Origin of the sequence: Streptomyces sp. NPDC001787 (assembly GCF_040297465.1) — a bacterium.
In the GTDB taxonomy this organism is placed as follows: Bacteria; Actinomycetota; Actinomycetes; order Streptomycetales; family Streptomycetaceae; genus Streptomyces.
The window spans coordinates 1-23,599 of sequence record NZ_JBEOZE010000038.1; the positions used below are offsets into that span (position 1 = coordinate 1).

22 protein-coding genes are annotated in these 23,599 nt (G+C 70.5%); 8 read left to right on the plus strand and 14 right to left on the minus strand.

Going from position 1 to position 23,599, the window contains the following annotated elements; all coding sequences use genetic code 11:
• From ABT170_RS34780 to ABT170_RS34815, 8 genes are all read right to left on the minus strand, one after another.
• Positions 1-352, minus strand: a 352-nt coding sequence (locus ABT170_RS34780; protein WP_351874210.1) for an ATP-binding cassette domain-containing protein, incomplete at its 3' end; no start/stop codon positions are given.
• Between the two features lie 41 nt (positions 353-393).
• The gene (locus ABT170_RS34785) at positions 394-1,284 is read right to left on the minus strand and encodes a DUF4097 family beta strand repeat-containing protein (protein ID WP_329941292.1); all 891 of its coding nucleotides are present in this window, start codon (positions 1,282-1,284) and stop codon (positions 394-396) included.
• A gap of 355 nt (positions 1,285-1,639) precedes the next feature.
• Entirely contained in the window at positions 1,640-2,167 is a 528-nt protein-coding gene (locus tag ABT170_RS34790) for a hypothetical protein (RefSeq protein WP_351874214.1), read from the minus strand.
• Positions 2,168-2,296: 129 nt separating this feature from the next.
• On the minus strand, positions 2,297-3,226 hold the full coding sequence (locus tag ABT170_RS34795; RefSeq protein ID WP_351874217.1) for an LLM class F420-dependent oxidoreductase: 930 nt from the start codon (positions 3,224-3,226) through the stop codon (positions 2,297-2,299).
• A gap of 123 nt (positions 3,227-3,349) precedes the next feature.
• Positions 3,350-4,186 carry an alpha/beta fold hydrolase gene (locus ABT170_RS34800; protein ID WP_351874220.1) on the minus strand — a complete coding sequence of 279 codons (837 nt, stop codon included), beginning with the start codon at positions 4,184-4,186 and terminating at the stop codon, positions 3,350-3,352.
• A 175-nt stretch (positions 4,187-4,361) separates the two neighbouring features.
• Positions 4,362-4,649 carry a DUF4287 domain-containing protein gene (locus ABT170_RS34805; RefSeq protein WP_351874223.1) on the minus strand — a complete coding sequence of 96 codons (288 nt, stop codon included), beginning with the start codon at positions 4,647-4,649 and terminating at the stop codon, positions 4,362-4,364.
• A 134-nt stretch (positions 4,650-4,783) separates the two neighbouring features.
• Positions 4,784-6,088: an MFS transporter gene (locus ABT170_RS34810; protein WP_329941287.1), complete on the minus strand. Its 1,305-nt coding sequence runs from the start codon at positions 6,086-6,088 to the stop codon at positions 4,784-4,786.
• Between the two features lie 13 nt (positions 6,089-6,101).
• A complete protein-coding gene (locus tag ABT170_RS34815; protein ID WP_329941286.1) occupies positions 6,102-6,641 on the minus strand; it encodes a carboxymuconolactone decarboxylase family protein in 540 nt (179 codons plus the stop codon).
• Positions 6,642-7,059: 418 nt separating this feature from the next.
• On the opposite strand from ABT170_RS34815, the gene ABT170_RS34820 reads away from it, so the two are divergent.
• From ABT170_RS34820 to ABT170_RS34830, 3 genes are all read left to right on the plus strand, one after another.
• Positions 7,060-7,500 (plus strand): enediyne antibiotic chromoprotein, encoded by a 441-nt coding sequence (locus ABT170_RS34820; protein ID WP_266932892.1) that lies wholly within the window; start codon positions 7,060-7,062, stop codon positions 7,498-7,500.
• 94 nt (positions 7,501-7,594) lie between these two features.
• The gene (locus ABT170_RS34825; protein WP_351874322.1) at positions 7,595-8,101 is read left to right on the plus strand and encodes an SRPBCC family protein; all 507 of its coding nucleotides are present in this window, start codon (positions 7,595-7,597) and stop codon (positions 8,099-8,101) included.
• A 347-nt stretch (positions 8,102-8,448) separates the two neighbouring features.
• The gene (locus ABT170_RS34830; RefSeq protein ID WP_351874228.1) at positions 8,449-9,768 is read left to right on the plus strand and encodes an acyltransferase family protein; all 1,320 of its coding nucleotides are present in this window, start codon (positions 8,449-8,451) and stop codon (positions 9,766-9,768) included.
• A 126-nt stretch (positions 9,769-9,894) separates the two neighbouring features.
• On the opposite strand, the gene ABT170_RS34835 is transcribed toward ABT170_RS34830, so the two are convergent.
• From ABT170_RS34835 to ABT170_RS34845, 3 genes are all read right to left on the minus strand, one after another.
• Positions 9,895-11,130, minus strand: coding sequence for a cytochrome P450 (locus ABT170_RS34835; protein WP_329941283.1), 1,236 nt, complete (start codon positions 11,128-11,130; stop codon positions 9,895-9,897).
• Positions 11,131-11,228: 98 nt separating this feature from the next.
• Positions 11,229-12,296 carry a methyltransferase gene (locus ABT170_RS34840; RefSeq protein WP_443034234.1) on the minus strand — a complete coding sequence of 356 codons (1,068 nt, stop codon included), beginning with the start codon at positions 12,294-12,296 and terminating at the stop codon, positions 11,229-11,231.
• Between the two features lie 215 nt (positions 12,297-12,511).
• Positions 12,512-13,381 carry an alpha/beta fold hydrolase gene (locus ABT170_RS34845; protein ID WP_329941282.1) on the minus strand — a complete coding sequence of 290 codons (870 nt, stop codon included), beginning with the start codon at positions 13,379-13,381 and terminating at the stop codon, positions 12,512-12,514.
• A gap of 318 nt (positions 13,382-13,699) precedes the next feature.
• Between ABT170_RS34845 and ABT170_RS34850 the strand changes: the two genes are divergently transcribed.
• Together ABT170_RS34850 and ABT170_RS34855 are read left to right on the plus strand one after the other, a co-directional pair.
• On the plus strand, positions 13,700-14,044 hold the full coding sequence (locus ABT170_RS34850) for an ArsR/SmtB family transcription factor (RefSeq protein ID WP_266932886.1): 345 nt from the start codon (positions 13,700-13,702) through the stop codon (positions 14,042-14,044).
• Positions 14,041-14,493 (plus strand): SRPBCC family protein, encoded by a 453-nt coding sequence (locus ABT170_RS34855; protein WP_266932884.1) that lies wholly within the window; start codon positions 14,041-14,043, stop codon positions 14,491-14,493. Before ABT170_RS34850 ends, ABT170_RS34855 begins: the two co-directional genes overlap by 4 nt.
• Before the next feature lie 111 nt (positions 14,494-14,604).
• On the opposite strand, the gene ABT170_RS34860 is transcribed toward ABT170_RS34855, so the two are convergent.
• Entirely contained in the window at positions 14,605-15,612 is a 1,008-nt protein-coding gene (locus ABT170_RS34860; protein WP_266932882.1) for a zinc-dependent alcohol dehydrogenase family protein, read from the minus strand.
• A gap of 339 nt (positions 15,613-15,951) precedes the next feature.
• On the opposite strand from ABT170_RS34860, the gene ABT170_RS34865 reads away from it, so the two are divergent.
• Positions 15,952-17,604, plus strand: coding sequence for an MFS transporter (locus ABT170_RS34865; protein ID WP_351874234.1), 1,653 nt, complete (start codon positions 15,952-15,954; stop codon positions 17,602-17,604).
• Between the two features lie 140 nt (positions 17,605-17,744).
• Here the strand turns inward: ABT170_RS34865 and ABT170_RS34870 are convergent, their stop codons facing one another.
• Together ABT170_RS34870 and ABT170_RS34875 are read right to left on the minus strand one after the other, a co-directional pair.
• A complete protein-coding gene (locus ABT170_RS34870; protein ID WP_351874237.1) occupies positions 17,745-19,127 on the minus strand; it encodes an FAD-binding protein in 1,383 nt (460 codons plus the stop codon).
• Positions 19,124-20,671 (minus strand): methyltransferase domain-containing protein, encoded by a 1,548-nt coding sequence (locus tag ABT170_RS34875; RefSeq protein ID WP_329941279.1) that lies wholly within the window; start codon positions 20,669-20,671, stop codon positions 19,124-19,126. The genes ABT170_RS34870 and ABT170_RS34875 overlap by 4 nt, the downstream gene beginning before the upstream one ends.
• A gap of 292 nt (positions 20,672-20,963) precedes the next feature.
• Here ABT170_RS34875 and ABT170_RS34880 point away from each other — a divergent pair, with 292 nt between their 5' ends.
• Positions 20,964-22,142 (plus strand): epoxide hydrolase family protein, encoded by a 1,179-nt coding sequence (locus tag ABT170_RS34880; protein ID WP_329941278.1) that lies wholly within the window; start codon positions 20,964-20,966, stop codon positions 22,140-22,142.
• A 35-nt stretch (positions 22,143-22,177) separates the two neighbouring features.
• Positions 22,178-23,587: an extracellular solute-binding protein gene (locus tag ABT170_RS34885; protein ID WP_329941277.1), complete on the plus strand. Its 1,410-nt coding sequence runs from the start codon at positions 22,178-22,180 to the stop codon at positions 23,585-23,587.
• Positions 23,588-23,599: the final 12 nt, after the last annotated feature.

A 23,599-nucleotide genomic window follows, 5' to 3' on the forward strand; every position in this document is an offset into this window, starting at 1 on the left:
CCATGAGAAGCATGTTCTCCGCACCCGTGATCAGCCCGTCGACCGCGGAGAACTGCCCCGTGACCCCGATCGCCGCCCGCACCGCCTGCGGCTCGGCCACCGGATCATGACCACCCACCCGCACCTCACCACCGTCCGCCGCGATGAGCGTCGACAGGATCCTCACCACCGTCGTCTTCCCCGCACCGTTCGGCCCGAGCAACGCGAACACCGACCCCGCCGGAACACACAGATCCACACCGTCCAGCACAACCTTGTCACCGTACGACTTACGAAGACCGGTGACCGTGATCGCCGGAGCCGGAGCGTTGGTGGTGCCGGCGATCGGAGTGGATGCCTGAGTGGCAGTCATGCCGTTTTCCTTTCGAGGAAGGGGAGTTGGGGCAGGCGGAGTCAGGCGCGGCGGATGATGATGTCGCCGACCGTGGTCCGGGCACGGACCTGGACCGGCTCGCCGGAGCCCGCGGGGCCGGCGGCGGGGTCGAGCGAATTGCGTACGGTGCCGTACTTCGGGTTCAGGTCGAGCCGGGCGGCGGTGCCCCCGTGGATGCCGACGTCGAGGTCGCCGACGGAGGTACGCAGATCGACTCGGCCACGGATGACCTCACCGACGCGAATGCCGCCGTTGGAGGACGTCGCTTCGACTCCGGAGTGTGCGAGCCCGACCTCGATCCGGCCGTTCGCACAGGTGGCGCCCACGCTGCCGTGCACGATGCCGATGGAGATGTCGCCGTTGGCCGCGCCGACCGTCAGACCACCGGTGACCTCGCCGACCTCGGTCGCGCCGTTGAGGTTCTTGACGGTCGCCGCGCCGACGACGCTGCCGAGCTCGATGCGGCCCGAGCCGACGACCTCGATGTCACCGGTCGAGCGGGTCAGGCGGATGCCGCCGTGGTCGGTCCTGAGGTCGGCACCGGCCGCCTCGTCGACCTTGAGGTCACCGAGCGAGGACGTGAGCACGACCTCCCCGAAGCGGCCCTCGCAGTGGAAGCCGCCCAGGCCCGTGCTTCCCCGGAGATCGGATCCGGCGGGCAGTTCGATGCTCACCTCGATGGATCCCGCCTTGCCGAACGGAGACCGCTTCTTGGGTGTCCTGACGCTGAGGCGGCCGTCCGTGCAGCTCACCCGGGTCTGCCGCACGGCATGTACGTCGTCGTCGTCCGAACCGTTGCTCGGCAGCACCTCCACGACCGTGTCGGTGCGCTTGCCCGCAGTGATACGGGCGGTGCCGAAGTCCAACTCGACGGTCGCGGTGAGGGGTTCCGGGGTCTCGAAAGCAGGCATGGCTGTTCCGTCCTCTTGGCTCGTGTGGGTGGTCCCGCCGGTGACGGTGGGGCGGGCGCCGGAAGGTATCGGCTGGGGCGTGAGGCCCATTACGCCATCATGGCACATTGATAGCGCCATTGCGAGCCACGCTGACGCCGCCTTGGCGCACACCCTTTTGACCTGCGGTTTTCGCTCAGGCATATGCGCACACCAGGATCACCCCTGGCGGGAGATGAGATGCGATGGCGTCGATCAGCGCCATGGTGGCACCACTGAGGCAAAGGGGTCCGGCACCAGCGTCCGCAGAGATCGGCGTCATGGCTGAGGACGCCTAGCGCCCCGGCCCAGCCACCGCCCGGTCAGCCGTCCTCGGTCAGCTGTCCTCAGCCTGCGTGGGTCCCGAGGTGTCCGAGGGATCCGGCGCGTCCGAGAGATCCGGCGTGTCCGAGGTGCTCATGCCGCTCGCACGGGCGATCTCCTCCACCGTCCGCTGGTCCCGCGTCCGCTGCCCCTGCTCGGCGTCTATCCGGTCCCTCATGGCGCGCAGCTTCTCCGGGTCGGCGGCGACGTCCGGCGGGACGAGGGACATGGCGCCCCTGGTGTGCTCGCCGTCGCCGAGCCGGGCGACGACATGGTCGGCGCGGTCCTCGTGACCCGGCTGCATCGCGCCGATCAGACCCATGAGGTTCAGGAATTCCTGCTGGACCTCCGGGGTGAACAGTTCCCGCTCCGGGCCGTCCAGCTCCAGCCGCGCGGTACCCCCTCCGCCCCGTACCCACAGGCGGACGATCTCCATGAGCAGGGCGAACTGTTCCTGCGGCATCCGGGCCCGGAGCGACTCCACGTACAGGGCGTAGCGCGCGCGTACGAGTTCGGCCGGGTTCTCGTGCTCGTCAGGCATGGTGAGCCTCCCCCGTGACCTCCGACGGAACGTGACCGGCAGGGCGTTTCACGGGGTCAGCCATGTGCGCGGTGTCCTCAGTTGTTCGCATCGGTGATCCTGGAGTGCCGGACGAGGGATTCCGCCACGTCAGATCCCCGCGGCGCGAGCCGTCCCGTACACCTCGGCGGCCAGGTCCGTCAGCTCGGCGGCGTCGCGTGCCGTGGCCTGGAGGTCGAGCAGGAACTCCGGTACGCCGGTGGCCGCGTGGACCGCCAGGTCGTCCACGATCTGCGCGACGTTCCCGTGGAAGGCCGCGCGGTCCCGGTCCTCGACCGGCTTGGCGCTGTAGATCACGTTGGCGCGGACGCGTGCCCGGAGGGGGCGGTCGCGGCCGTGTTCGGCGGCGAGGTCCTGGATCCGCTGCCACTGCTCGGCCAGTTGCCGGGCGCCCATGGCGACGGGCATCCAGCCGTCCGCCCGTTCCACCAGGCGACGGATGGCGCGCGGGCCGCCCGCGGCGAGGTACACCGGGATCGGCCGGACCGGCTTGGGGCCGACCTCGGAGGGGGTGATGGTCGTCAGCTCGCCCTCGTACGCGACCGGGTCCGGACCCCAGACCGCGGCGCACACGTCGAGCAGTTCGTCCAGGACGGCACCGCGCTTCTCGAAAGGGGCCACGGCGGCAGCGGCGTATTCGTCGAGCGACCAGCCGGTGCCGAAGCCCGCGACCACCCGGCCCCCGCTGGCGGCGTCGAGGGAGGCCAGCGAGCGGGCCAGTTGGAACGGAATGTGCAGCGGGGCGACCAGGACGCTGGTCCCGAGCAGGGCCCGGTCCGTGGCGGCGGCGGCCAGGGTGAGCGTGATCAGCGGGTCGGCGATGCCGCGGTACCGATCGGGCCAGGGCATCCCCGGAACGCCGTACAGGCCCTGGGCCGTGTTCTCGGGGAACAGCACACGCTCGAAGACCCACAGACTGTCGTACCCGGTCTCCTCCGCCGCCCGTGCCACGTCGGCGACATCGCGACCGAGGTCGTACCGCTTCATCTGGGGAAGACCGAGACCGAGGGAAACCGGCATGCGTGCACTCCTTCGTACGGGCGGCGGGGCAACCACCGTATGCCGATCCGGAGTCGGGCTCCAGACCGTCACCGCGTCCGGGAGCTGCGGTGACGGCGGCGGAGGCGGTGATCCGGGGCGGGCTCAGCCCCGGAGGAACTCCACGAGCCCCGGCGCGAGCTTTCCGGGCGCCATGACCACCGCTCCGTGGCTGAGGCCCTGGAGCGTGCGATGACCGGCGTCGGGCAGCACCTCGACGATCGCCCGCGCCGCGCTCCGGAAGCCGTCGGGGCTCTTGGAGCCGGTGATCACGAGGGTCGGCGCGGCCACGGACGACCATTCCTCGGCGCGCAGCGGCCTGCCCTGCTGGGTGTCGCCCATGACCGCGATGTCGTACGGCAGGGTGTGGGCCATCGCCGTGAGGTTCGACCACACTTTGGGCATCAGCCGCATCGTCGCGACCATGAACCCGGGCATGCCCTGGGCCTTGGTCATGAAGGCCTTGACCGCTTCGCCGCGCCGGTCCTCGGCGAGCAGACCGTCGATGTGCCGGGCGAAGCCCTCCGGCGGTCCGAAGTCGCCGGGGACGACGGCGAAGGGCGGCTCGTAGAGCGCGAGCCGCTCGATGTTCAGTCCCGCCGCGGCGGCGCGCAGGGCGAGCACCGCGCCGGAGGAGCTGCCGAACACCGAGGCGGAGCCGCCCAGGTGCTCGATCAGGGCCGCCATGTCGTCGATCTCGCGCCGCACCGCGTAGTCGGCGCCGTCGCTGCTGGCGCCCCGGCCTCGGCGGTCGTAGTTGACGACGGTGAAGTGCGGGGCGAGAAGGCCGGCGAGTTTCCTGGTGTCGGAGCGGTCGGCCAGGGCCGAGGACACCAGGATCACGGCAGGCCCACGGCCCGACCGCTCGAACGCGATGGTCGTGCCGTCGTGCGAGACGACCGTCGACCTCACGGTGGCCACCTGCTCGTGCGTTGCTGACATACGGTGTGCTCCGCTTCGCTCGGGAGGGGCGTCGTACCCCTGACCCAGAGGTGACAGCGATTCACCGGGGAACTCATCGGTCCAGCGGCTCCGGAACCGACGGCAGGCCGTTCGCCCGCTACGAGGTCGGGTGAACAGCCTGCCGTCGGTGACGGATGTACCGGGTGTCCGGAGATCAGGGGCGGGTCCTCTTCCCGTCCAGCCAGAGGGTGTCGGACTCGTCGCGGTGCGAGCCGGACGATCCGACGTGCTTCGCGTCGATCGTCGCGCCCTTCTTGAAGACGTGCACCAGCGCCATTCCGTGCCCGCGGCCCAGGTTGTGGTCCGTCATGAGCCACTCCAGGATCGTTCCGGCCTTGGTGGCGGGGTCGTCGTAGCCGCGCTCGTGCGCGAGCGCGATGAACTCTCGCGGAGTCAGTCCGGTCTTGTCCTCGATCGTGTCCAGATACGCCTGAAACGACATTCTTATCTCCCGCGCCCGTGGCTCTGTTGCTTGTCCGGTGGTCAGGTCCTGGTCCCCTGCGCGGGGAGCCTGACAGTCGTTCGGGGAGTAGACCTCGTCCGGGCCGGAAACTCATCGCTCATGCGGGCAGGGTCTCATCCCACCAGGCTGAATCCGGGAGACGGGGCGGCGGGTGCGGGGGCGGGCGAGCGCATGAAGGCCGCCGGCCAGGCGAGCAGGACCATGGCCATCACCCAGGCCATGGTCCAGCCCGACGCATCGCGTTCCGCCAGATAGGTGGCCAGTGCCGGTGCGATGCCGCCGAGGACGGCCGAGGTGACGGCGTTGGGCAGGCCCAGCCCCAGTGCACGGTTCTCCGTGGGGTAGAGCTCGGAGAGGATGCCGGGGAGCGTCGTCGTGACGCAGGTCAGGTAGACCGTGCCGCTGAGGTAGGTGAGCAGCAGGCTGGTGAAAGTGCCCTCGATGGTCAGGTAGGTGTAGGAACCGGCGGCGGCGAAAGCGACGCTCGCCCCCAGGAGGAAGCGCCGGGGGCCCACCTTGTCGGCGAGCAGGCCGATCGGAACGTTGACCACCATGAGGACCGCCGTGGCGCAGACGACGACCCAGAACATCAGTCCCGGGGCACCCAGCTTCTGCCCCATGGCCGGCACCACGGAGGTCCATACGCCGCCCACCGCGGCCATGCCCGCGATGAACAGCACGGACCTGAGGACCTGACGGCGGTAGGTGACGAGAACCTTGCGCAGGGACCCACGGGCAGGACGCTCGCTGGCCTCGCGCCGGAAGACCTCGGTCTCGGCGAGTTGGCGACGCATGATCATCAGTACCGCGCCGAAGAGTCCGCCGACGAGGAACGGGACGCGCCAGCCCCACGAGGCCATGGCATCGGGGCCGAGCAGCGCCGTCAACCCGCCACCGAGGAGGGACGCGGTGAACGCGCCCGCGACGGTGGTGAGGGAGAAGAGGCTGCCGTAGAGGGACTTACGGCGCTGGGGCGCCACCTCCATGAGGTACGCGGCGGCCGCCGGCCACTCGCCGCCCGAGGAGATGCCCTGGGCGATACGGGCCAGGATCAGGACCAGCGGGGCGAGCAGGCCGATCTGGTCGTAGGTGGGGGTGATGCCGATCAGTACGGAACCCGCGGTCATCAGGCTGATGGCGAGCATCAGGGCGGGGCGCCGCCCGCGCCGGTCGGCGAGGCGGCCCAGCAGGATGCCGCCCAGCGGCCGGACCAGTACGCCGATGCCGAGTACGGCGAACGCGCCGATCAGGGACGTGACAGGGTTCGAGGAGGGGAAGAAGCGGGCTGCGAAGAGATGGGCGAAGAGCCCGTATCCCAGCCAGTCGAAGGATTCGACGAAGTTGCCGACGACGGTCGCGGTGACCGCTCGGCGATGGGCGCGCTTCGGGGAGAGCGGCTTGCGTGGCTGCCCGGGCATGTGGTCCCGCCTCTCAGATGATGGGGGCGTAGCCGTGGGCGGTGATCCGCCGGCCCGACTCCTCGTAGTAACCGGGTTCGCCCGGCAGCTCGGTCGCGAGGCCACTGACGTAGCGGTTGTACATGCAGAACGCCGAGGCGATCAGGACGGTGTCGTGCAGATGCGCGTCCGTGGCTCCCTCGGCGCGTGCCGCGGCCACGGCTCGGTCCGAGACGGGCCGGGCCGCGTCCTGGACCTCCGCGGCGATCCGCAGCAAGGCCCGCAGCAGCGGGGACAGCGGTGCGGTCCCGACGTGGTGCCGGACCGCCTTGACCAGGTCCGCTCCGCCCGCCAGTTGCGCCGCGGCGGCGGCGCCGTGCGTGTCGGCGCAGAAACGGGTCTCGTTGAGTTCCGAGACGTACGAGGCGATCAGTTCGCGTTCCCCGCGGCTCAGCGGTGACGGTCCGCGCAGGAGGACGTCGGCGAGCGCGTTGAGCGGGGCGGCGGTGTCGGGGCGTTCGGCCATCAGGCCTCTGATGCCGGGAAGGCCATTGCTGATCGCTATGTGCGGCACCGGGTGTGTCCTTTGCTGGTGGCTGTCTCACGGATGGATCTGTTCATCGTCGGCAGCCGCTCGATGGGGGGCCAACTCCTGTCGTGCGCAGATCCGGGCGTGGCCCGGTAACCGGTCCCAGGGGCGTCCCGCCGGCGTCTCCTCCCGCCCCGGCAGCGGGGCAGGACACGGGCTCCGGGGGCGCGAACGGCACCGCCACCGTCATCGCCACGGATCGGTCGTCTCCCGTGCGGGACCGTCAGCACCCCTGCCAACTGCTGAGTTTCATGAAGCAACCTGGAAGATGCCGATGCCTTTCATGATTACTAGATTCATTCACAGGTCGGACCAGCCCGCCCCTACACACGACACACACGACACACACGACGCACACGACGCACACGACGCACACGACGCACACGACAGGGAGTCAGAGAACATGACTGCAAAGAACAAGCTCGGCCTCATCGCTCGCATCGGTGCCACCGCCGCGGTCGCCGCCGGACTGGCACTCGCCGTCCAGCCCGGCGCCATGGCCGCGGCCGCCGCGGTCACGGTGTCGCAGTCGACGGGCCTGTCCGACGGTCAGCAGATCTCGGTCGCGGCCACGGGTCTGACGCCGAACACGCAGTTCCAGGTCGGTCAGTGCGCGTTGGTGGAGCCCGGCAAGTTCGGCTGCGACAAGACCACTTCGGTGAACGTCACCGCCGACGCGCAGGGCAAGATCAACAGCTCGATCACCGTCCACACCTCCTTCCAGGCGGTCGTGGGCTCCGACGGCACCGTCTGGGGCACCGTGGACGCCAAGGCCACCCAGACCCAGATCGTCGTACTCAGCGCCACGGGTGACGGCGGCAGCCAGCCGATCAACTTCCTGTAACCCGCGCGGCTTCCCACTCCACGGCCCCGGCATGTCGCCCCGCGACGTGCCGGGGCCGAGGAATGCGCACCACCACGACTGCGCAACCTCGAAGATGCGTGCTCCCGTGGCCTCTGAAAAACTGGGCGCGAAAGCCATCCCCAGAAGAATTCAGGGAGATCACGTGGCGAATTCCGCCACCACCGACGAGTACGTGGCCGCCCTCGACAGGAGCCCACGAGGTTCCGCTCTCGGTGAGCTCACTGCCACAAGAGTTTTCAACGCCCCGCGAGAACTGGTTTTCAGAGCCTTTGTCGAGCCGGAACAGTTCGTCAATTTTTGGGGCCCGGCAGGTACGACGGTGTCACCCTCCAGTATCACGATCGAGCCGTGGGCCGGCGGGCGGTTCGAAGGCACCGCCGTCAGGGACGCGGACGATGACGAGTACGCGATGACATGCGTCTTTCTCGCGGTGGTCGAACCCGAACTGCTCTCCTACCGGGACTCCATGTCGGGCATCGTCTCCAGCCTGGTCTTCGCCGACCTCGGTGACGGACGGACCCGGACCTCGGTGTTCCACAGCACGGGCCGGGCCGACGCCCTTAGCTTCCCGGTTCCGTAGTTCCCTCGCGCCTTCAGTTCCCCCGCGCCTTCATCCCCTCGCGCCTTCAGTTCCCTCGCGCCGGACCCGTTGTGAACCCCCGCCGACACCTCGGCGGGGGTTCACGAGTCTTCCGTGCCGTCCCGCCGATACCGCCGCCGATACCGCCGGCCGGGCGGTACCGAGGGCTGTTCCGTAATCCCCCAGTACCGGGTGTTCTTCGTGCGGCGGAAGTGCCCGGAGAGACGCCACCCTGCAGGAAAAGTTCCCGGAGTCAGGGCTTCCGTCGAATACCGCAACCCAAGAGATGCGCCACGAATGTCTTGAAAGCAAGCTGATGCGGCCCATTGAAACTGGAGGTATCCGCCATGACGGCACTCGGGACCGGGTCCACTGTGAGACCCCACGACAAGAAACGCATCGGAAGCCTCGATGGGGTTCGCGGACTCTGTGCGATGGTCGTGGTCATCACCCACGTCGCATTCAGCACAGGTGTGGTTCTCGGCTCCGAATCCGGACCGCCCCAGAAGGGGATCTGGTCCATCCTGTCGGTCGGCGCGGAAGTGGGTCTGGGGCCCTTCTTCATCCTGTCCGGCATGCTGCTCTACAAGCCTTTCGCCCGTGCCACTCTCGGCGGGGCCCGGAAGCCCGTGCTGGGCGAGTTCTTCCTCCGCCGCGGGCTGCGGCTCATGCCCGCCTACTGGCTGCTGACAGCGGTCTGTCTGCTGCTCCTCAACTACTCGAGCATCAACTCGATCTGGTACGTGCTGCGTCCGATCCTGCTGATGCAGGACTACGACTACGTCTGGTACGCGGGTATGGACCCGACGTGGACCATTCCGACCGAGGCTCAGTTCTACCTCGTGCTGCCCCTGCTCGCCTGGCTGATGCACTGGCTCGCGGGCCGGGTCGTCGACCCGGCGCAGAAGATACGCCGGATGATGATCCCCCTCGCCGTCATGATAGTGGTCGGGTTCCTGTTCACCGGATACATGCACATGGAGTCCATGGGCCCCTGGCCGCCCGAGTACTGGTGGCCGTTCAGCCGTCTGGGCCTCTTCGGGATAGGCATGGGACTGGCCATACTCTCGGTCCGGGCGGAGCAGTCGCCGGGCGAGATGCCCGCGCTCTACCGCCTGGCCATCAGGAGGCCGAACCTGTTCTGGGTCGGGGCGCTCGCGGCCTACCTCGTCAACTGCACCTCCCCTCTGGGCAAATGGGGCACCTGGGACTACGGAACACCGCAGTTCGCCATGCTCCAGCACATATCGTTCCTGGCGTTCGCCTTCCTGCTGATGGTCCCGCTGGTCGCGCCCGACGCCAGCTCGCCGTTGATGGACAAGGTGCTGACGAATCGCCCGACACGCTTCCTCGGGCGCATCTCCTACGGCATCTACCTCTGGCACTTCGTGGTGATGTACCTCTGGTTCCAGAGCGGGAGCATCTTCGGCGCCCCGCCGGTGCCCGCCGCCTTCCTGGTCGGGAAGGTCGGATTCTGGGAGATGCTGGCCGTCGTGGTGGCGGGCACGCTCGTGATCGCCACGGTGAGTTACTACTTCTTCGAGCGTCCGCTGCTGAACTGGGGCGAGCGGGTCATCAAGAAGCGGAGGGACACCCGTAGCGCGGCGGACACCGGTGGGAGCCGGCCCGCGGTCGAGGAGAACGAGCCCAAGCGGGCGTCGGTCTGACTCGCCCGCCCGGCACCTGGGTGCCGGGCGGGAAGGCACCCGGTCCGGTGGCACTTCGGAGGTACGACGACACGGCGGACCGGGCCGGGGCCGCACGCTGATCCGCCAGAGGTCGCGGGACCGCCTCTAACCGACCGCTACCGGAAGCCGCTCGTGGCCCGGGACGATCAGCCGGTCGCGGTACGTCGCGGGGCCCGCGGGCGCGAGGCGCGGGAAACGGCGGAGCAGCATGGGAAGCGCGATCCGCGCCTCCACCCGGGCGAGCGGTGCCCCCAGGCAGAAGTGGGCGCCGGCGCCGAAGCTCAGGGGCTGGTTGTCCGGCCGGTCCGGGACGAAGCGGTGCGGCGATGGGTAGCGCAGCGGGTCCCGGTTGCCGGCGGCCAGCAGAACGAGCACCTTGGTTCCTTCGGGCACGAAGGTGCCCAGCACGTCCATGTCCGATTCGGCGAAGCGGCTGGTGGCGTGCACCGGGGCCGCGAACCGCAGCGTCTCCTCGACGTATCCGGAGGCGAGAGCGGGCTGTGTACGCAGCCCGGCGGCCTGGTCCGGGTTCTCGAAGGCCAGCTGGAGGCCCTGGCCGAGCAGATGGGTGGTCGTGTCGAATCCTGCGGCCAGCAGCAGTACCAGGTTGCCGACGAGCTCGTCGTGGCTGAACCGCTCCCCATCGGTGTCCGCGGAGGTGACCAGGGCACTGACCAGGTCGTCCGCGGGGTGGCGGCGCCTCTGGTCGACCAGCTCGGCGAAGTAGGAGGCGAGCTCGTCCATCGCCCGGTTCGCGGCGTCGAGCCGGGAGACCCGGCTGATGCCCTCCAGGGCGACGGTCACGTCCTCCACCGCGGCGCGGAACCAGATCCGGTCGTCGTCGGCGACTCCGAGCATCTCTCCGATCACCGCGACCGGGAGCCGGTAGGCGAACTCGGCCATGAACTCCACCGGTGTGCCGTCCGATCCGAGGTCCGCCATGCGGTCCAGCAGCCGGCCGGCCATCCGGACGATCGCGGGTTCGAGCTCGGCCACCCGCCGCGGGGTGAACGCGCGGCTCATCACGCGTCGCATCCGGGAGTGGTCCGGCGGGTTGCTGTAGAGCACGGAGTCGGTGAAGCGGCGCAGCGAGGAGTGCGAGCGCCAGTCGGGATAGAGCAGGTCGTGGCTCTTGGCGTCCTGGACCAGCAGCCGGGGCTCCCGCAGCGCGCGCGAGCACTCGTCGTACCCGACGGCGGCCATCAGGCCCGGTTTGATCCGCACCAGGTTCCCGTGTTCCCGGATGGCGTCGTAGAAGACATAGGGGTCGCGGCGCCCTTCCGGGCTCACGAGCGCCGCCAGCGCCTCACGCGGCCGCATGGACATCACGTACTCGGTCATCGGTATCTCCTCAGCGTGGACATGAGGGCCGACCCACACCAAGACCGCACCCCGGATCGTGCGACGGGCGCGGCATCGGGGTGCGTGCCGCCGCTACCTCAGGGCGTGGCCAGTTCGATGATCGACAGAATGCCGGCCGGGTGCACCGCGAGCTGAGTGAGCCCGGCGTCCGCCGCGAGGGCGGTGAGTTCGGCGGCCCCGCGTTCCCTGCCGCCGTAGTAGGCGAGCATCCGCAGATCCATTCCGGTGCCCGGTGACTCACCGTCGGCGCCGATGCGCTCCACGATGAAGACCTTCCCTCCGGCGCCCGCGGCCTCGGCGCAGCGGCGCAGGATCGCCCGTGCCTCCCGGTCGCCCCAGTCGTGGATGACCGATGAGAGGAGGTAGCCGTCGGCGCCCGGCGGCAGTGGGTCGAAGAAGCTGCCGGGTACGGCGTCACCGCGGTCGGCGAGACCCGCGGCCGCGAGTGCCCCGCGCGCCACCTCCGCGGTGTCGGGCAGGTCGAGGACCGTGCCGTGCAGAGCACGGTGTCCGTTCAGCAGGGCGATCAGCAGCGAACCGTTGCCGCCGCCGACGTCGACCACGCGCCCGAGCGACCCCCAGTCGTAGCCGGAGACGATGTCGTCACCGCGGGCCGCGGCCAGGTCGGCGCCCATCCGGGCGTCGAAGGACGCGCCGCGCGCGGGGTCCTCGGCCAGGTCCTGCCAGAACGAGCGGCCGAACTGTACGGGGAAGGCGGCCTCTCCGGTGCGGACGCTGTGCAGCAGCTGGACGAAGGAGAGTTCGGCGCGGCCGACCGCCCCTTCGATGTCCAGCATGGCGTGCAGGCCCGCCGGGTGACCCGAGCGGAGCGGTTCGCCGACAGCGGTCAGCGCGTAGCGGCCGGACCGGTCGCGGTCCAGCACTCCCCTGGTGGCGAGGTGTCTCAGCACCCGGTCGAGTGCGCCGGCGTCGGCGCCTGCGAGTGCGGCCAGTTCCGCCGCCGTTCTCGGGCTCTCCGCGATGTGGTCCGCGACCCGCAGGGTTGCCGCGACACGTATCGCCATCGGGGTCGCCAGGTGAGCCATGGCCCAGAGCCTGGTGCTCGCCTCGTCCTTGCCCGCCAACACGTCCCCCTCGGCCACGGTGCGCCCCGGCGCACCGACTCGATCATGTTTGCCAGCCATTGATCGAATCGTCGCGTCGAGGCCTGCCGTGCCGCATCTTCCAGCGTGCGATGGCTCCTGCCGGCCGGGCGTGTCGCCGCACAGGGCCGCGGCTTCGGCGGGGAGCGGCCCTTCCTCCGCAGCGGCGGAAGAGGTCCCCTCACGTCGCCCCGTCCGGACCGCGCGCAGACGTACGGTGCGCGGCCCGGACGGGGGCACCACGGCCCCGAACGGGATCACTGACCCGCGGTGAGCACCTTGTGCACCTGCTCGGCGAACTGCGGGCTGTGCGTCAGGAAGCCCTGGTGGTCGCCGGGGAAGTCCACGATCTCCGATCCGACACGGTCGGCCAGGATCACGCCCGCCTGGTGGATCGGCGTGCCCTTGCTCGCTTCTCCGGCGGCGAGGACGACCCTCGTCGACGCGGCCTTCAGCGCGTCGGCGTCCGGAACGAAGCGGCTGAACGGCACCATGACGTGGCCGAGGAAGAACTCGGCGTTCGCCGCCATCCGCCCCATCATCTCCATCATCTCCGGGTCCGGCGGGCCCATCTCCGCGCCCGGGGGGGCCGCCTGGGGTGCCGGTGCGCCCGCCTGCGGGCCGTCGGGCTCCTCCACACCGGCGATGAACTTGCCCATGGCCGGGCCGACGCCGTCCTTGCGGTAGGTGTCGTGCACGTCCTGGAAGTGGTCACGCCACCGCTGGCTGTCGGTGAGCAGTTCCATCGCCGGCGGCTCGTGCGCGATCAGGGTCTGCACCTGCTCGGGGTGGCGGGCGGCGAGGTCCAGCCCGACCAGTGCGCCGCCGCTGCTTCCGACGACGAACGCGGGGGTGTCCCCGAGGGCCGCCAGCAGGCGGTGGGCGTCGTCGCTGTAGACCTCGATCTCCTGGTCCGTGGGCGTGCCGGTGAGGTTGCTCCGCGAGTTTCCCCGCGGGTCGTACCGCACGACGGTGTAGTTCTCGGCGAGAGCCGCGGCGAGTCCTCCGTAGATCGCGGCGTCGGTCGGTCCGCCACAGATGAGGAGGAGAACGGGGCCCTGCCCACTGACCTCGTAGTGCAGTGTTGCGCCCGGAACTTCCAGGTTTTCCACGTTGGTTGCAGACATCGCATGGTCCTCTCGGTTTTGACTTTCCTGGCTGTCCGGGAACTGCCAGGACACAACGTCCTGAAGGGTCTTGCTACGGGATCCCCGACGGGGACCGGTGCTTCCGGCGCCCTCACGGTGCGGGAATCAGGCGTCAGGGGCCATGAGTGACCCCGACGCGCACGGTTCCGCTGATCGAGTGAGCGCGGAGGACGGCCGCCCCATCAGGGGAACAGGCGGTCATGTGCCGGTCCCACCGGAGGTTTTCGTCCTTGACGCACACCGCCTCGAGAGGCATCATAAACCATCTGGTTGATCAATTGGTAGGTTGAATATGAGATGACGGGTGACGAGCTCAGCAACACCTTCTCCGCCCTGGCGGATCCGACCCGCCGGGCGATCCTGGTCCGCCTCGCCGCTGGGGAAGCAACGGTCAATGAGCTGGCCGAACCATTCACGATCAGTCTTCAGGCGGTCTCCAAGCATCTCAAGGTCCTTGAGCGGGCCGGACTGATCACGCGGGGCCGCGACGCGCAGTGGCGGCCCTGCCGACTTGAGGTGGCACCGCTGGACGCCGCCGCGGAATGGATCGAGAGCCAGGCACAGGTCTGGCAGTCGAGGTTCGACCGCCTCGACCAGCATCTGCAGGAAACCCAACGAAAGCAGAAAGAGACAGAAACATGACACTTCCGAGCACGGCCGGCACAGACCTCGGAGAACTCACCGTCACCCGCGTGTTCAACGCGCCCCGGGAGCAGGTCTTCAAGGCGTTCATCGAGCCCGAGCAGCTGTCCCGCTTCTGGAGCCCGGTCGGCACCTCGCTCCCGGTGGACAGGATCACGATCGACGCCCGTCCGGGCGGCGCCTTCGAGACGGTCATGGTGGCCGACGCCGATGGCACCGAGTACCCGATGAGCGCCACCTACCTCGATGTCGTCGAGCCGGAGAAGATCGCCTTCACCGTGAACGCCACGGGCCTGGTCTCGACCATGACCTTCTCGGACGTCGACGGCCGGACCGAACTGGTCGTCCACCAGACCAACGTCTCCGCGCAGTTCCGCACCCCGGAGGCCGTGGCCGGCCTGAACAGCAGCTTCGACCGGCTGACCGAGCTGCTGGCGCAGTCCGCCTGACGGACCGCCGACCGGGCGGCGCCCGGCCCGGCGCCCCGGAGAACCTGACGGGTGACCTCCGACCGGAGGTCACCCGTCGGGCTCCCGGCGGGCCGCCAAAGCCCGCGGCCGTCAGTCGGCCGCGATGACCACCTTGCCGAAGTGGCCACCGGACTCAAGACGCCGGTAGGCCGCCCCGGCATCGGAGAACGCAAACGCATGATCGATGACAGGACGGATCCGGTGCAGCTCGACCGCACGGTTCATCGCCTCGAACGTCTCTCTGCTCCCCACCTGCATCCCCTGGACCGTCACCGCCCTGCGCAGCAGCTGTACGGGATCGATGCCGGGCCCCTGGCTCAGTACACCGATCACGCTCACCCGCCCGCCCGCCCGCACGGCCCTGACCGACTGCGGCAGCGTGCCCGGGCCGCCGACCTCCACGACGTGGTCGACGCCGCCGTTCGTCATCCGCTGGATGTGCTTGCCCCACTCCGGTGTCCGGGAGTAGTTGACACCGGCCACCGCGCCCATCGCCAGCAGCCGCTCCAGTTTGGCGTCGCTGCTGGAGGTGACCGTCACCTCGGCACCGGCCAGCACGGCGAACTGCAGCGCGAAGACGGAGACTCCGCCGCTGCCCAGGGTCAGGACGGACTGACCGGGGACGATTCCGCCGTACACCACCAGGGCGTGCCACGCCGTGACGGCGGCACAGGGAAGGGTGCACGCCTCGGCGTCCTCCAGGTGCGACGGCGTGGCGACCAGCGCGTCCTGGTCGAACGCCACGTACTCGGCGAGCACGCCGTCGACCGGACCGCCCAGCGCACCGGCCGTCCTGGCCGCGTCGGCCGGGCCGGAGATCCACCGGGGCAGAAAGACGCTGGTGACCCGGTCCCCGGGCTTCCAGCGCGTCACTTCGGAACCGGCGTCCACCACCTCCCCCGCGCCGTCGGAGAGCGGCACCACGTCCGGCTTCATCCCCCGCCCGTACCGGCCATCGGCGATCATGAGGTCCCGGTGGTTCAACGACCAGGCCCTCATCCGGACAAGGACCTCGCGCGGCCCCGGCACAGGCACCCGGCGCTCGTCCAGCCGCAACGCGTCCACGCCCGAGAATCCGGTCAGGTGGTAGTACCTCACGTCGTCATCGCCCGTGCCGTGCGGTTCCCGGCACAGGCGGCGCCGGGGTGACCCTCGGTGATGGATTCCGAGGTGAAAAGCCGTTTCACCATGTCCCTGCCTCCTGTCGTATGGGGGCTTCGGGAGTCATCACATCCCTCGTGTTCCGGTATCCGCAAGCGGACTTGGTCAAGTCGCCCGGGAACAGCACGCCGTGAGATGCGCCGGGTCACGGCGCGGAGGACCCTGTGGGGTAAGTCCGACGACACAGACGGTGCCGGTCAGCGAAAGCCTGCCCGTATCCGAGCGGGGCACCAGGCTCCTTCCACCATCCCTTCATGACGACGGAAAGTAGTAGGCATGACTGCAGGCAGTGCTCCCAAGGCAGGGCGGAAGGAGTGGATCGGGCTGGGTATCCTCGCCCTCCCCACCCTTCTTGTGGCCCTCGACGTGTTCGTTCTCCTTCTGGCGCTGCCGCATCTGAGCGCGGATCTCGGCGCCGATTCCACCCAGCAGCTGTGGATCATGGACATCTACGGCTTCATGGTCGCCGGATTCCTCGTCACGATGGGAACGCTGGGTGACCGCATCGGCCGTCGCAAGCTGCTGCTGATCGGCGCCGCGGCCTTCGGCGCGGCCTCGCTGGCCGCCGCGTTCGCCACCAGTCCCGGCATGCTGATCGCCGCCCGTGTCCTGCTCGGCATCGCGGGTGCGAGCCTGACGCCGTCCACCCTCTCCCTCATCACCACGATGTTCCAGGACGCCAAGCAGCGGACGGTCGCGATCAGCCTCTGGGCCAGCTGCTTCACCCTGGGCGCCATCATCGGCCCGCTGCTCGGCGGCGTCATGCTGGAGTACTTCTGGTGGGGTTCCCTCTTCCTCATCGGTGTGCCGGTGATGGTCCTGCTGCTGATCGTGGGGCCGCGCGTCCTGCCGGAGTTCAAGAGCGGCGAGGCGGGCGGAATCGACCTCCCGAGCGTCCTGCTGAACGTCGGCGCCACCATCCCGGTCATCTACGGCATCAAGGAACTCGCCCGCAACGGCTGGGAGGCCCTGCCCGTCGTCGTCCTGGTCGTCGGCCTGGTGCTGGGTGTGCTGTTCGTGCAGCGCCAGCGCCGTCTGTCGAGCCCGCTGCTGGACGTGGGCCTGTTCGCGCACGGCCGCTTCACCGCCGCGCTGCTGGCCCTGCTCGCCTACAGCCTCATCGGCGGCACGATCATGCTGTTCATGACCCAGTACTTCCAGTCGGCGCAGCGGATGTCGCCGTTCGAGGCGGGTCTCGGGCTGCTGCCCGGCATGGCCGCGGCCACCGTCTCCTTCATGGTGTGCCCGATCATCGCCCGCAAGGTGCGCCCCGCGTACGTCATCGGCGCGGGCATCGCCGGTGTGGTCGCCGTACTGCTGACCTTCTCCCAGCTCAACCCGGAGTCGGGCACGGCCGTTCTGATCGTGGGCTTCGCCGTGTTCTCCTTCTGCGGCGCTCCGATCGTGGCGCTGGGGACCAACATGGTGGTCGGGACCGTTCCGCCGGAGAAGGCCGGTTCGGCCGGCGCCCTGTCCCAGATGAGCAACGAGTTCGGGGCGGCGCTGGGCGTGGCGACCCTGGGCACCCTGGGCCTGGCCATCTACCGGTCCGACATCGCCGACTCCGTGCCGGGGGCAGTGCCCTCCGGTGCCGCGGAGGCCGCCCGGGACAGTGTCGCCGGGGCGTCCGCCGCCGCGGACAGCCTGCCCGAGCAGGTGGGCAACATGCTGATGGACGCCGCCCGGGTCGCGTTCACCGGGGGCCTGCACACCGTCGCCGCGGTCAGCGCCATCCTGATCGGGATCGCCGGCGTGTTCTTCGTCCTCCTGCTTCGCGATGTGCCGCCGGTCGGTGCCGAGGGCCCGCCGGAAGGGGCGGAAGCCTCCGAGGAGTCCGCGGAGGAGACCGCGGCGTCCGCCGACGCTCCGGCGGACCCCGCCGGTACGACGGACGCACCGGGCACGACGGACACGTCGCTGAAGGTGTGACGGCCCCGTACCGCCCCTGAACCATCGGCCGATGGCCCCCGTCCCGCGGCGGGGGCCATCGGCCGTGCACGGGGCCGGTGTCCCGGGCACGCGTGTGTGGGCCCCCGGACCTGTCCCGGGGGCCCACACGCGCGCGGGTGTCAGAGCGATGCCGCTCCGGCGGAGACGTCGTCCGCGAACACGCCGCGCGGGTCGTACCGGCGGCGGATCCGGGCGACGTCCGCCGCCCGGTCATCGGTGAGGTGGCGCTGCGGCCGGGTGAACCCCTCCACGAGCGAGGGCACCGTACGGCCGGTGTCCCAGGGAGCCAGGGCCGCGCGCACCGTCGCGCAGTGCCGCTCCAGGGCCTCCACGGTCACCGGGCCGAACGGGGGGCCCGATCCCATGTAGGCGTACGCCGCGTCCACGTGGTTCAGGACGCCGCCCGCCGGGTCCTCCTCGGCGAAGGCGCCGCCGAGCTGCCGGAGCGTGGCGACGGCCAGCGGCGAGCCGGAGCCCGCTCCCACGGCGCCCAGGAACGCCTCGGCCCCTTCGTCGCCGAACTCCCGCAGCAGGAGGTGGTCACCGATGAAGGGGACCGGGTCGGCCGGATCCATGTGCGCGTCGAGCACCCCGGCCGGGCCGGTGAGCGCCCAGGTGTCGAGCAGGGCGGGCGCGATCTCCCGCAGTGCGCCGAGGAGTTCGTCCGCGTGCCGCTGGGCCGCCGGGACGTCCTGTTCCGTCGGGGCGAGGACGGCCCCGTCCACGCAGAGCACGGGTCCGGCGGCGAGCTGCGGCGGGACACCGGGGACCGGGGGCAGGTTCATCAGGCGCAGGGAGGTGGTCGCCTCGCGCGGCGCGTCCTTCGTCCAGGCGCGCCAGGCGGCCAGGAGCGGTGCGGCGTCGGCGGCCGGCCAGTACGTCGCGCCGGTGACGACCTGTGCCACCGGGAAGAGGGAGACCTCCACGGCGGTGACGACACCGAAGCCGCCGCCGCCTCCGCGCAGTGCCCAGAACAGTTCGGGTTCGGTGGCGGCGTCGGCGCGGACGCTCTCGCCGTCGGCGGTGACGAGTTCGACCGCCCGCACCGTGTTCGCGGCCAGCCCGCTGCGGCGGCCGTAGAAGCTGACTCCCCCGCCGAGCAGATAGCCGACCACGCCGACGTCGGCCGCGGAGCCGTGTGCCGCCGCGAGCCCGTGCGGTGCCGCAGCCTCGACGACATCGCCCCAGCGCGCGCCCGCCGGAATCCTGGCGGTCCGCCGGGCCGTGTCGATCTCGACCTTGCCGGACGGGGCGGTGCGGATCAGCGCGGAGCCGTCGACCGGGCGTACGGCCCCGGAGGCGTGCCCGGAGGTGTGCACCCGGACGGACAGCCCCCGGCGGGTGGCCGCGAGGACCGCGGCCCGCACCTCGGCCGGTCCGCACGCGGTGACGGCCGCGGCCGGGCGGGCGGGGGCGGCCAGGTTGAAGACCCGGGCGGCCTCCTCGTACCGGGGGGTGCCGGGTTCGGCGAGTGCGTCGTCCCGCACCTCGGCCGCGCTCATGAACGGGTCTCCGTACGGTCGTCGCGGACGGCGGTCAGGAAGACGAACGTGCCCGGTCCGCTCTCCTCGCGCACGCTCAGGCCCGCGGCGGCGAACCAGCGCCGGAGGTCCTCGGGGTCGAACAGCTGGAGTCCTCCGTCGTGCTGGGGGAAGCGGTGGGCCGACTGGAAGTAGCGGTAGACCGGGTCCTCGGAGCGGCGGAACGTCAGCACCGTGAAGGTGCCGCCGGGCCGGAGGATCCGGCCGACCTCGGTGATCGCCGCCTCGGCCTCGTGGTAGAAGGCCTGGAGGGCGTTCCAGCAGACGACCGCGCCGACCGACGCGTCCGCGAAGGGCAGGTCGCAGGCTCCGGCCAGGACCGAGGGGACGTCCGGAAGCCGGCCGCGCAGCACGTTGAGCATGGGCAGCGAGCTGTCGACGGCGACCAGCCGGGCGGCGCCCACGGTCTCGGCGACGACGGCGGTCCAGCGTCCGGCTCCGGCGGCGAGGTCGACCACGGGGCCGTCGACCGGCCGTACGTGTGTGGCGATGTAGCGGTCCTCGTCGGCCGGTGTCACCTGGCCGCCCCAGTTGGATCCGGAGACCCGCAGGAAGGAGGGCCGGGCCACCGCCTCGTAGAACAGCCCCATGCTCGGCACCTGGGAGAGCTTCTCCAGGAAGTCGTCGACGGCGCCGTCACCCGCGGCGGGCGCGGTCAGGTCGAGGATGCCGTTCGCGGCGGGGTAACGGGCCGCGCAGCCGGTGCAGTTCAGGAAGTCCTCGCCGGGCTCCAGGGTGCCGTGGCAGTCCGGGCAGCGCAGCGCGGCGGTGTGCGGCGCGAAGAGGGAGGTGTCGGCGGCCGGGGCGCTGGCGTGGGCCCGGTCCGGGACGGTGGCCGCGGGGGCGTCCTGCGGGTCGCCGTTGAGGACCGCCCAGTAGGCGCGGGCGCCGATGCAGCCGAGGACCGTACGGGTGTCGTTCTCCCAGGCCGCGAGGATCTGTTCGCTGCTCAGTGCCTTGATCCAGCTCGCGTCGAAGGCCCGCTCGTCCTCGTTGAGGGTCCAGGCCGACGGGGAGGGCCACACCCGGCCGAGGTCGGGCCGCTCGGGGTCCAGTTCGCTCAGGGCGCGGTCCAGCCGGGACAGGTCCTCGGGCTCCAGGCCGAGGTCCAGTGTGGCGGCGAGGACCGTGTCCCGGTCGGCCGGGAAGTGCGCGAGGAGATAGAGCAGGGCGAGGGTGAGCGGCGTACCGATGCCGTCCGTGCGCACCAGGTCCAGATAGCTGCCGAGGTGGGTGCGGACCTCCTCGGTGACCGGGCCTGGCGCCGGGTACTCGGCCTCGGCGAGCAGTCCGAGCAGGATCGCCAGATGGCCGCGGCCGTCGTGGCCCTCCCGTTCGAGTGCGGCCACCAGCGACGGCACCGCCGTGAGCGCGGCGGGCGAGAGTCCGCCCTCGTGCCAGAGGCCGTCCACCAGAGCGCGGAACTTTGCCTCGCGGGCCTCCGGGGCCGCGTCGGCGAAGGCGTCGACCAGACCGGCGGCGGCGTGAGCGGTGGGGAAGTTCATCTACGCGTCCTCTCGGGATCGGTGCGGCAGGGCCTGCGCCGCGCGGGACACGGCCGAGCGCGCCGGGCCGGTCACCCGGACGGTGATGCTGCCAGCCGGCGGAGGCCGCTCGCATCTTCTGAACTGCGGTTACGCGGACGGCTCATGGAGCAATTCGCGAGATGCGGGGGGATTCGGCGGCGGCGCACGATACAGCCGGGCGCGCCAGGTTCAGCCGGGTCCGATCCGGTTGTCAGTGAGCCCTCCATCCTCCTTCGACGACCCTTCCGGCCCGGACATCACGGAGTGCTCTATGCGTCCCTTCCGTATCGACATCCCGCAGGACCAGATCGACGACCTGCGTGCCCGCCTCGGGTCCACCCGCTGGCCGGACGAGCTGCCCGGCGTCGGCTGGGACCGCGGGGTGCCGCTGGAGTATCTGAAGGAGCTCGCGGAGTACTGGCGCACCTCCTTCGACTGGCGCGCCGCCGAGGCCGAGCTGAACCGGTATCCGCAGTTCGTCGAGGAGATCGACGGCGCCCCGGTGCACTTTCTGCATGTCCGCTCGCCCGAGCCGGACGCGACCCCGCTGCTCCTGACCCATGGCTGGCCCGGTTCCGTCGTCGAGTTCCTGGATGTGATCGGCCCGCTGTCCGACCCGCGTGCGCACGGCGGTGACCCGGCGGACGCCTTCCATCTCGTCATCCCGTCCATACCGGGGTACGGGTTCTCCACCCCGCTGCCGGAGAAGGGCTGGGACACCGCCCGGATCGCGCGGGCCTGGGCGGAGCTGATGGCCCGGCTCGGGTACGACCGCTACATCGCCCAGGGCGGTGACGCGGGGGCGGTGATCTCGCTGGAGCTCGGCCGCACCGATCCCGAGCATGTGCTCGGGGTGCATGTGAACATGCTGATGACGTTCCCCTCCGGCGACCCGGCGGAGTTCGAGGGCCTGGCCGAGCGGGACCTGGCCCGGCTGGGCAAGCTCTCCCGCTTCGACGCCGAGCTGTCGGGCTACATGAAGGTCCAGCAGACCCGTCCGCAGACGCTGGCGTACGCGCTGACGGACTCCCCCGTGGGCCAGCTGGCCTGGATCGCGGAGAAGTTCCTGGACTGGACCGGGGCCGAACGGCTGCCGGAGGAGGCCGTCGACCGCGACCGTCTGCTGACCATCGTGTCGGTCTACTGGCTGACGGCGACGGCCGGTTCGTCCGCCCAGTACTACTACGAGGGGGCCGAGGCGGTACGCGCGGCGGCGGGCGGGGCCGTGCCGCCGCCGCTCACCGTTCCGGTGGGAGTGGCGGTCTTTCCCGACGACATCTTCGTACCGATCCGCCGCTTCGCCGACCGTGACATCCCCACCCTCACCCACTGGACGGAATTCGAGCAGGGCGGTCACTTCGCGGCGCTGGAGAAGCCCGTCGAACTGGCCGGGGACATCCGGACGTTCGCCCGGACCCTGGTCCGGGCCGCCGCTGTCGCCGCCGTCTGAACCGTTCGTCACCGAAGAGCAGAAAGAGGTATCTGATGACCGCCGCAACCGTGATCGACGTCTGGGTGGCCGACCTGACGTTCCCCGGCTACATGGACCGGCTGCACGGGCTGGCCGCCGCGTTCGAGAAGGCGCACCCCGAGTACCGGATCAACCTTGAGGGGCGTGACTTCCGTACGCTCTCCGAGGAGATAGCGGAGGCGGCCGAGCAGGGCCGTCCGCCGGCGGTCGCCGAGTACTACTTCGCCGTCACCCAGGCCGCCCGCGACTCACGGACCCGCGACGGGAGGCCGCTGTTCACCTCGGTCGAGAAGGCCGTCGCCGGGCGCACCGAGATCCTCGGCGAGCCCGTCGTCCTCGGCGACATCCTGCCGGCCGTGCGGGAGTACTACTCGGTCGACGGCGACCTGACCTCGATGCCGGCCGTGGTGACGGCCATGCTGATCTACGGCAACAAGGACCTTCTGCGGGCCGCCGGTGTGGACGAGCTGCCGCGGACCTGGGGGGAGATCGAGACCGCGTGCGAGGCGGTGGCCGCCCTGGAGAACGGGCCGTCGCACGGGGTGACCTGGTCGAACCACGGTCTGTTCTTCCAGCAGGCGCTGGCCGTCCAGGGCGGGCAGCTGGCCGACAACGACAACGGCCGCTCCGGCCGGGCCGGCCGGCTGGACCTCTCCTCGCCGGAGATGCTGGGCTGGGTGCAGTGGTGGCAGCGGCTGCACAGCGACGGGCACTACCTCTACACCGGCAAGATCCCGGACTGGGAGGGCAATATGAAGGCCTTCGCGGACCAGGACGTCGCGCTGCGCATCACGTCCTCCAACGACCTGAACTACATGGCGCAGGCCGCGCAGAACTCGGGCTTCGAGATGGCGGTCGGCCGCTGCCCGGGACCCGACGGCCAGCCGTACGGCGGGAACATCATCGCCGGTACGTCGCTGTGGCTGGCCAACGGTCTGGACGAGGTGACACAGGACGGCGCGCTGGCGTTCATGCAGTTCATGAACAGTCCGCGCAACGCCGCCGACCGTCATGTCGCGAGCAGCTTCGTGCCGGTCACCCGCTCCTCCTACCGGCTGCTGGAGAGCGAGGGCTGGTTCGAGGAGAACCCCTTCCACGGTCTGGCGAGCGCGCAGCTCAACACCTACGCGGAGGGCGAGGGCGAGGGTGTCCCGCCGTGCCGCGGCGCGCTGTTCGGCGACTTCGCCGGGGCCCAGGACGTGATGACGCGGGCGATGGGGGACGTGCTGCTGGACGGCGTGGACCCGGTCGAGCGCTTCGCGCAGGCGACCGAGGAGGCCCAGCAGCTGCTGGACACCTACGAGCAGGACCGGGACGAGAACGGGGTCCGGAGCCCGCAGAGCCTGCGCGTGGAGTACTTCACCGGTATGGAGGTCTACACCGGGGCGCAGCTGGAGAACGCGGTGCGGGGCAGCGCCGGCTGATCCGCGGGAGGT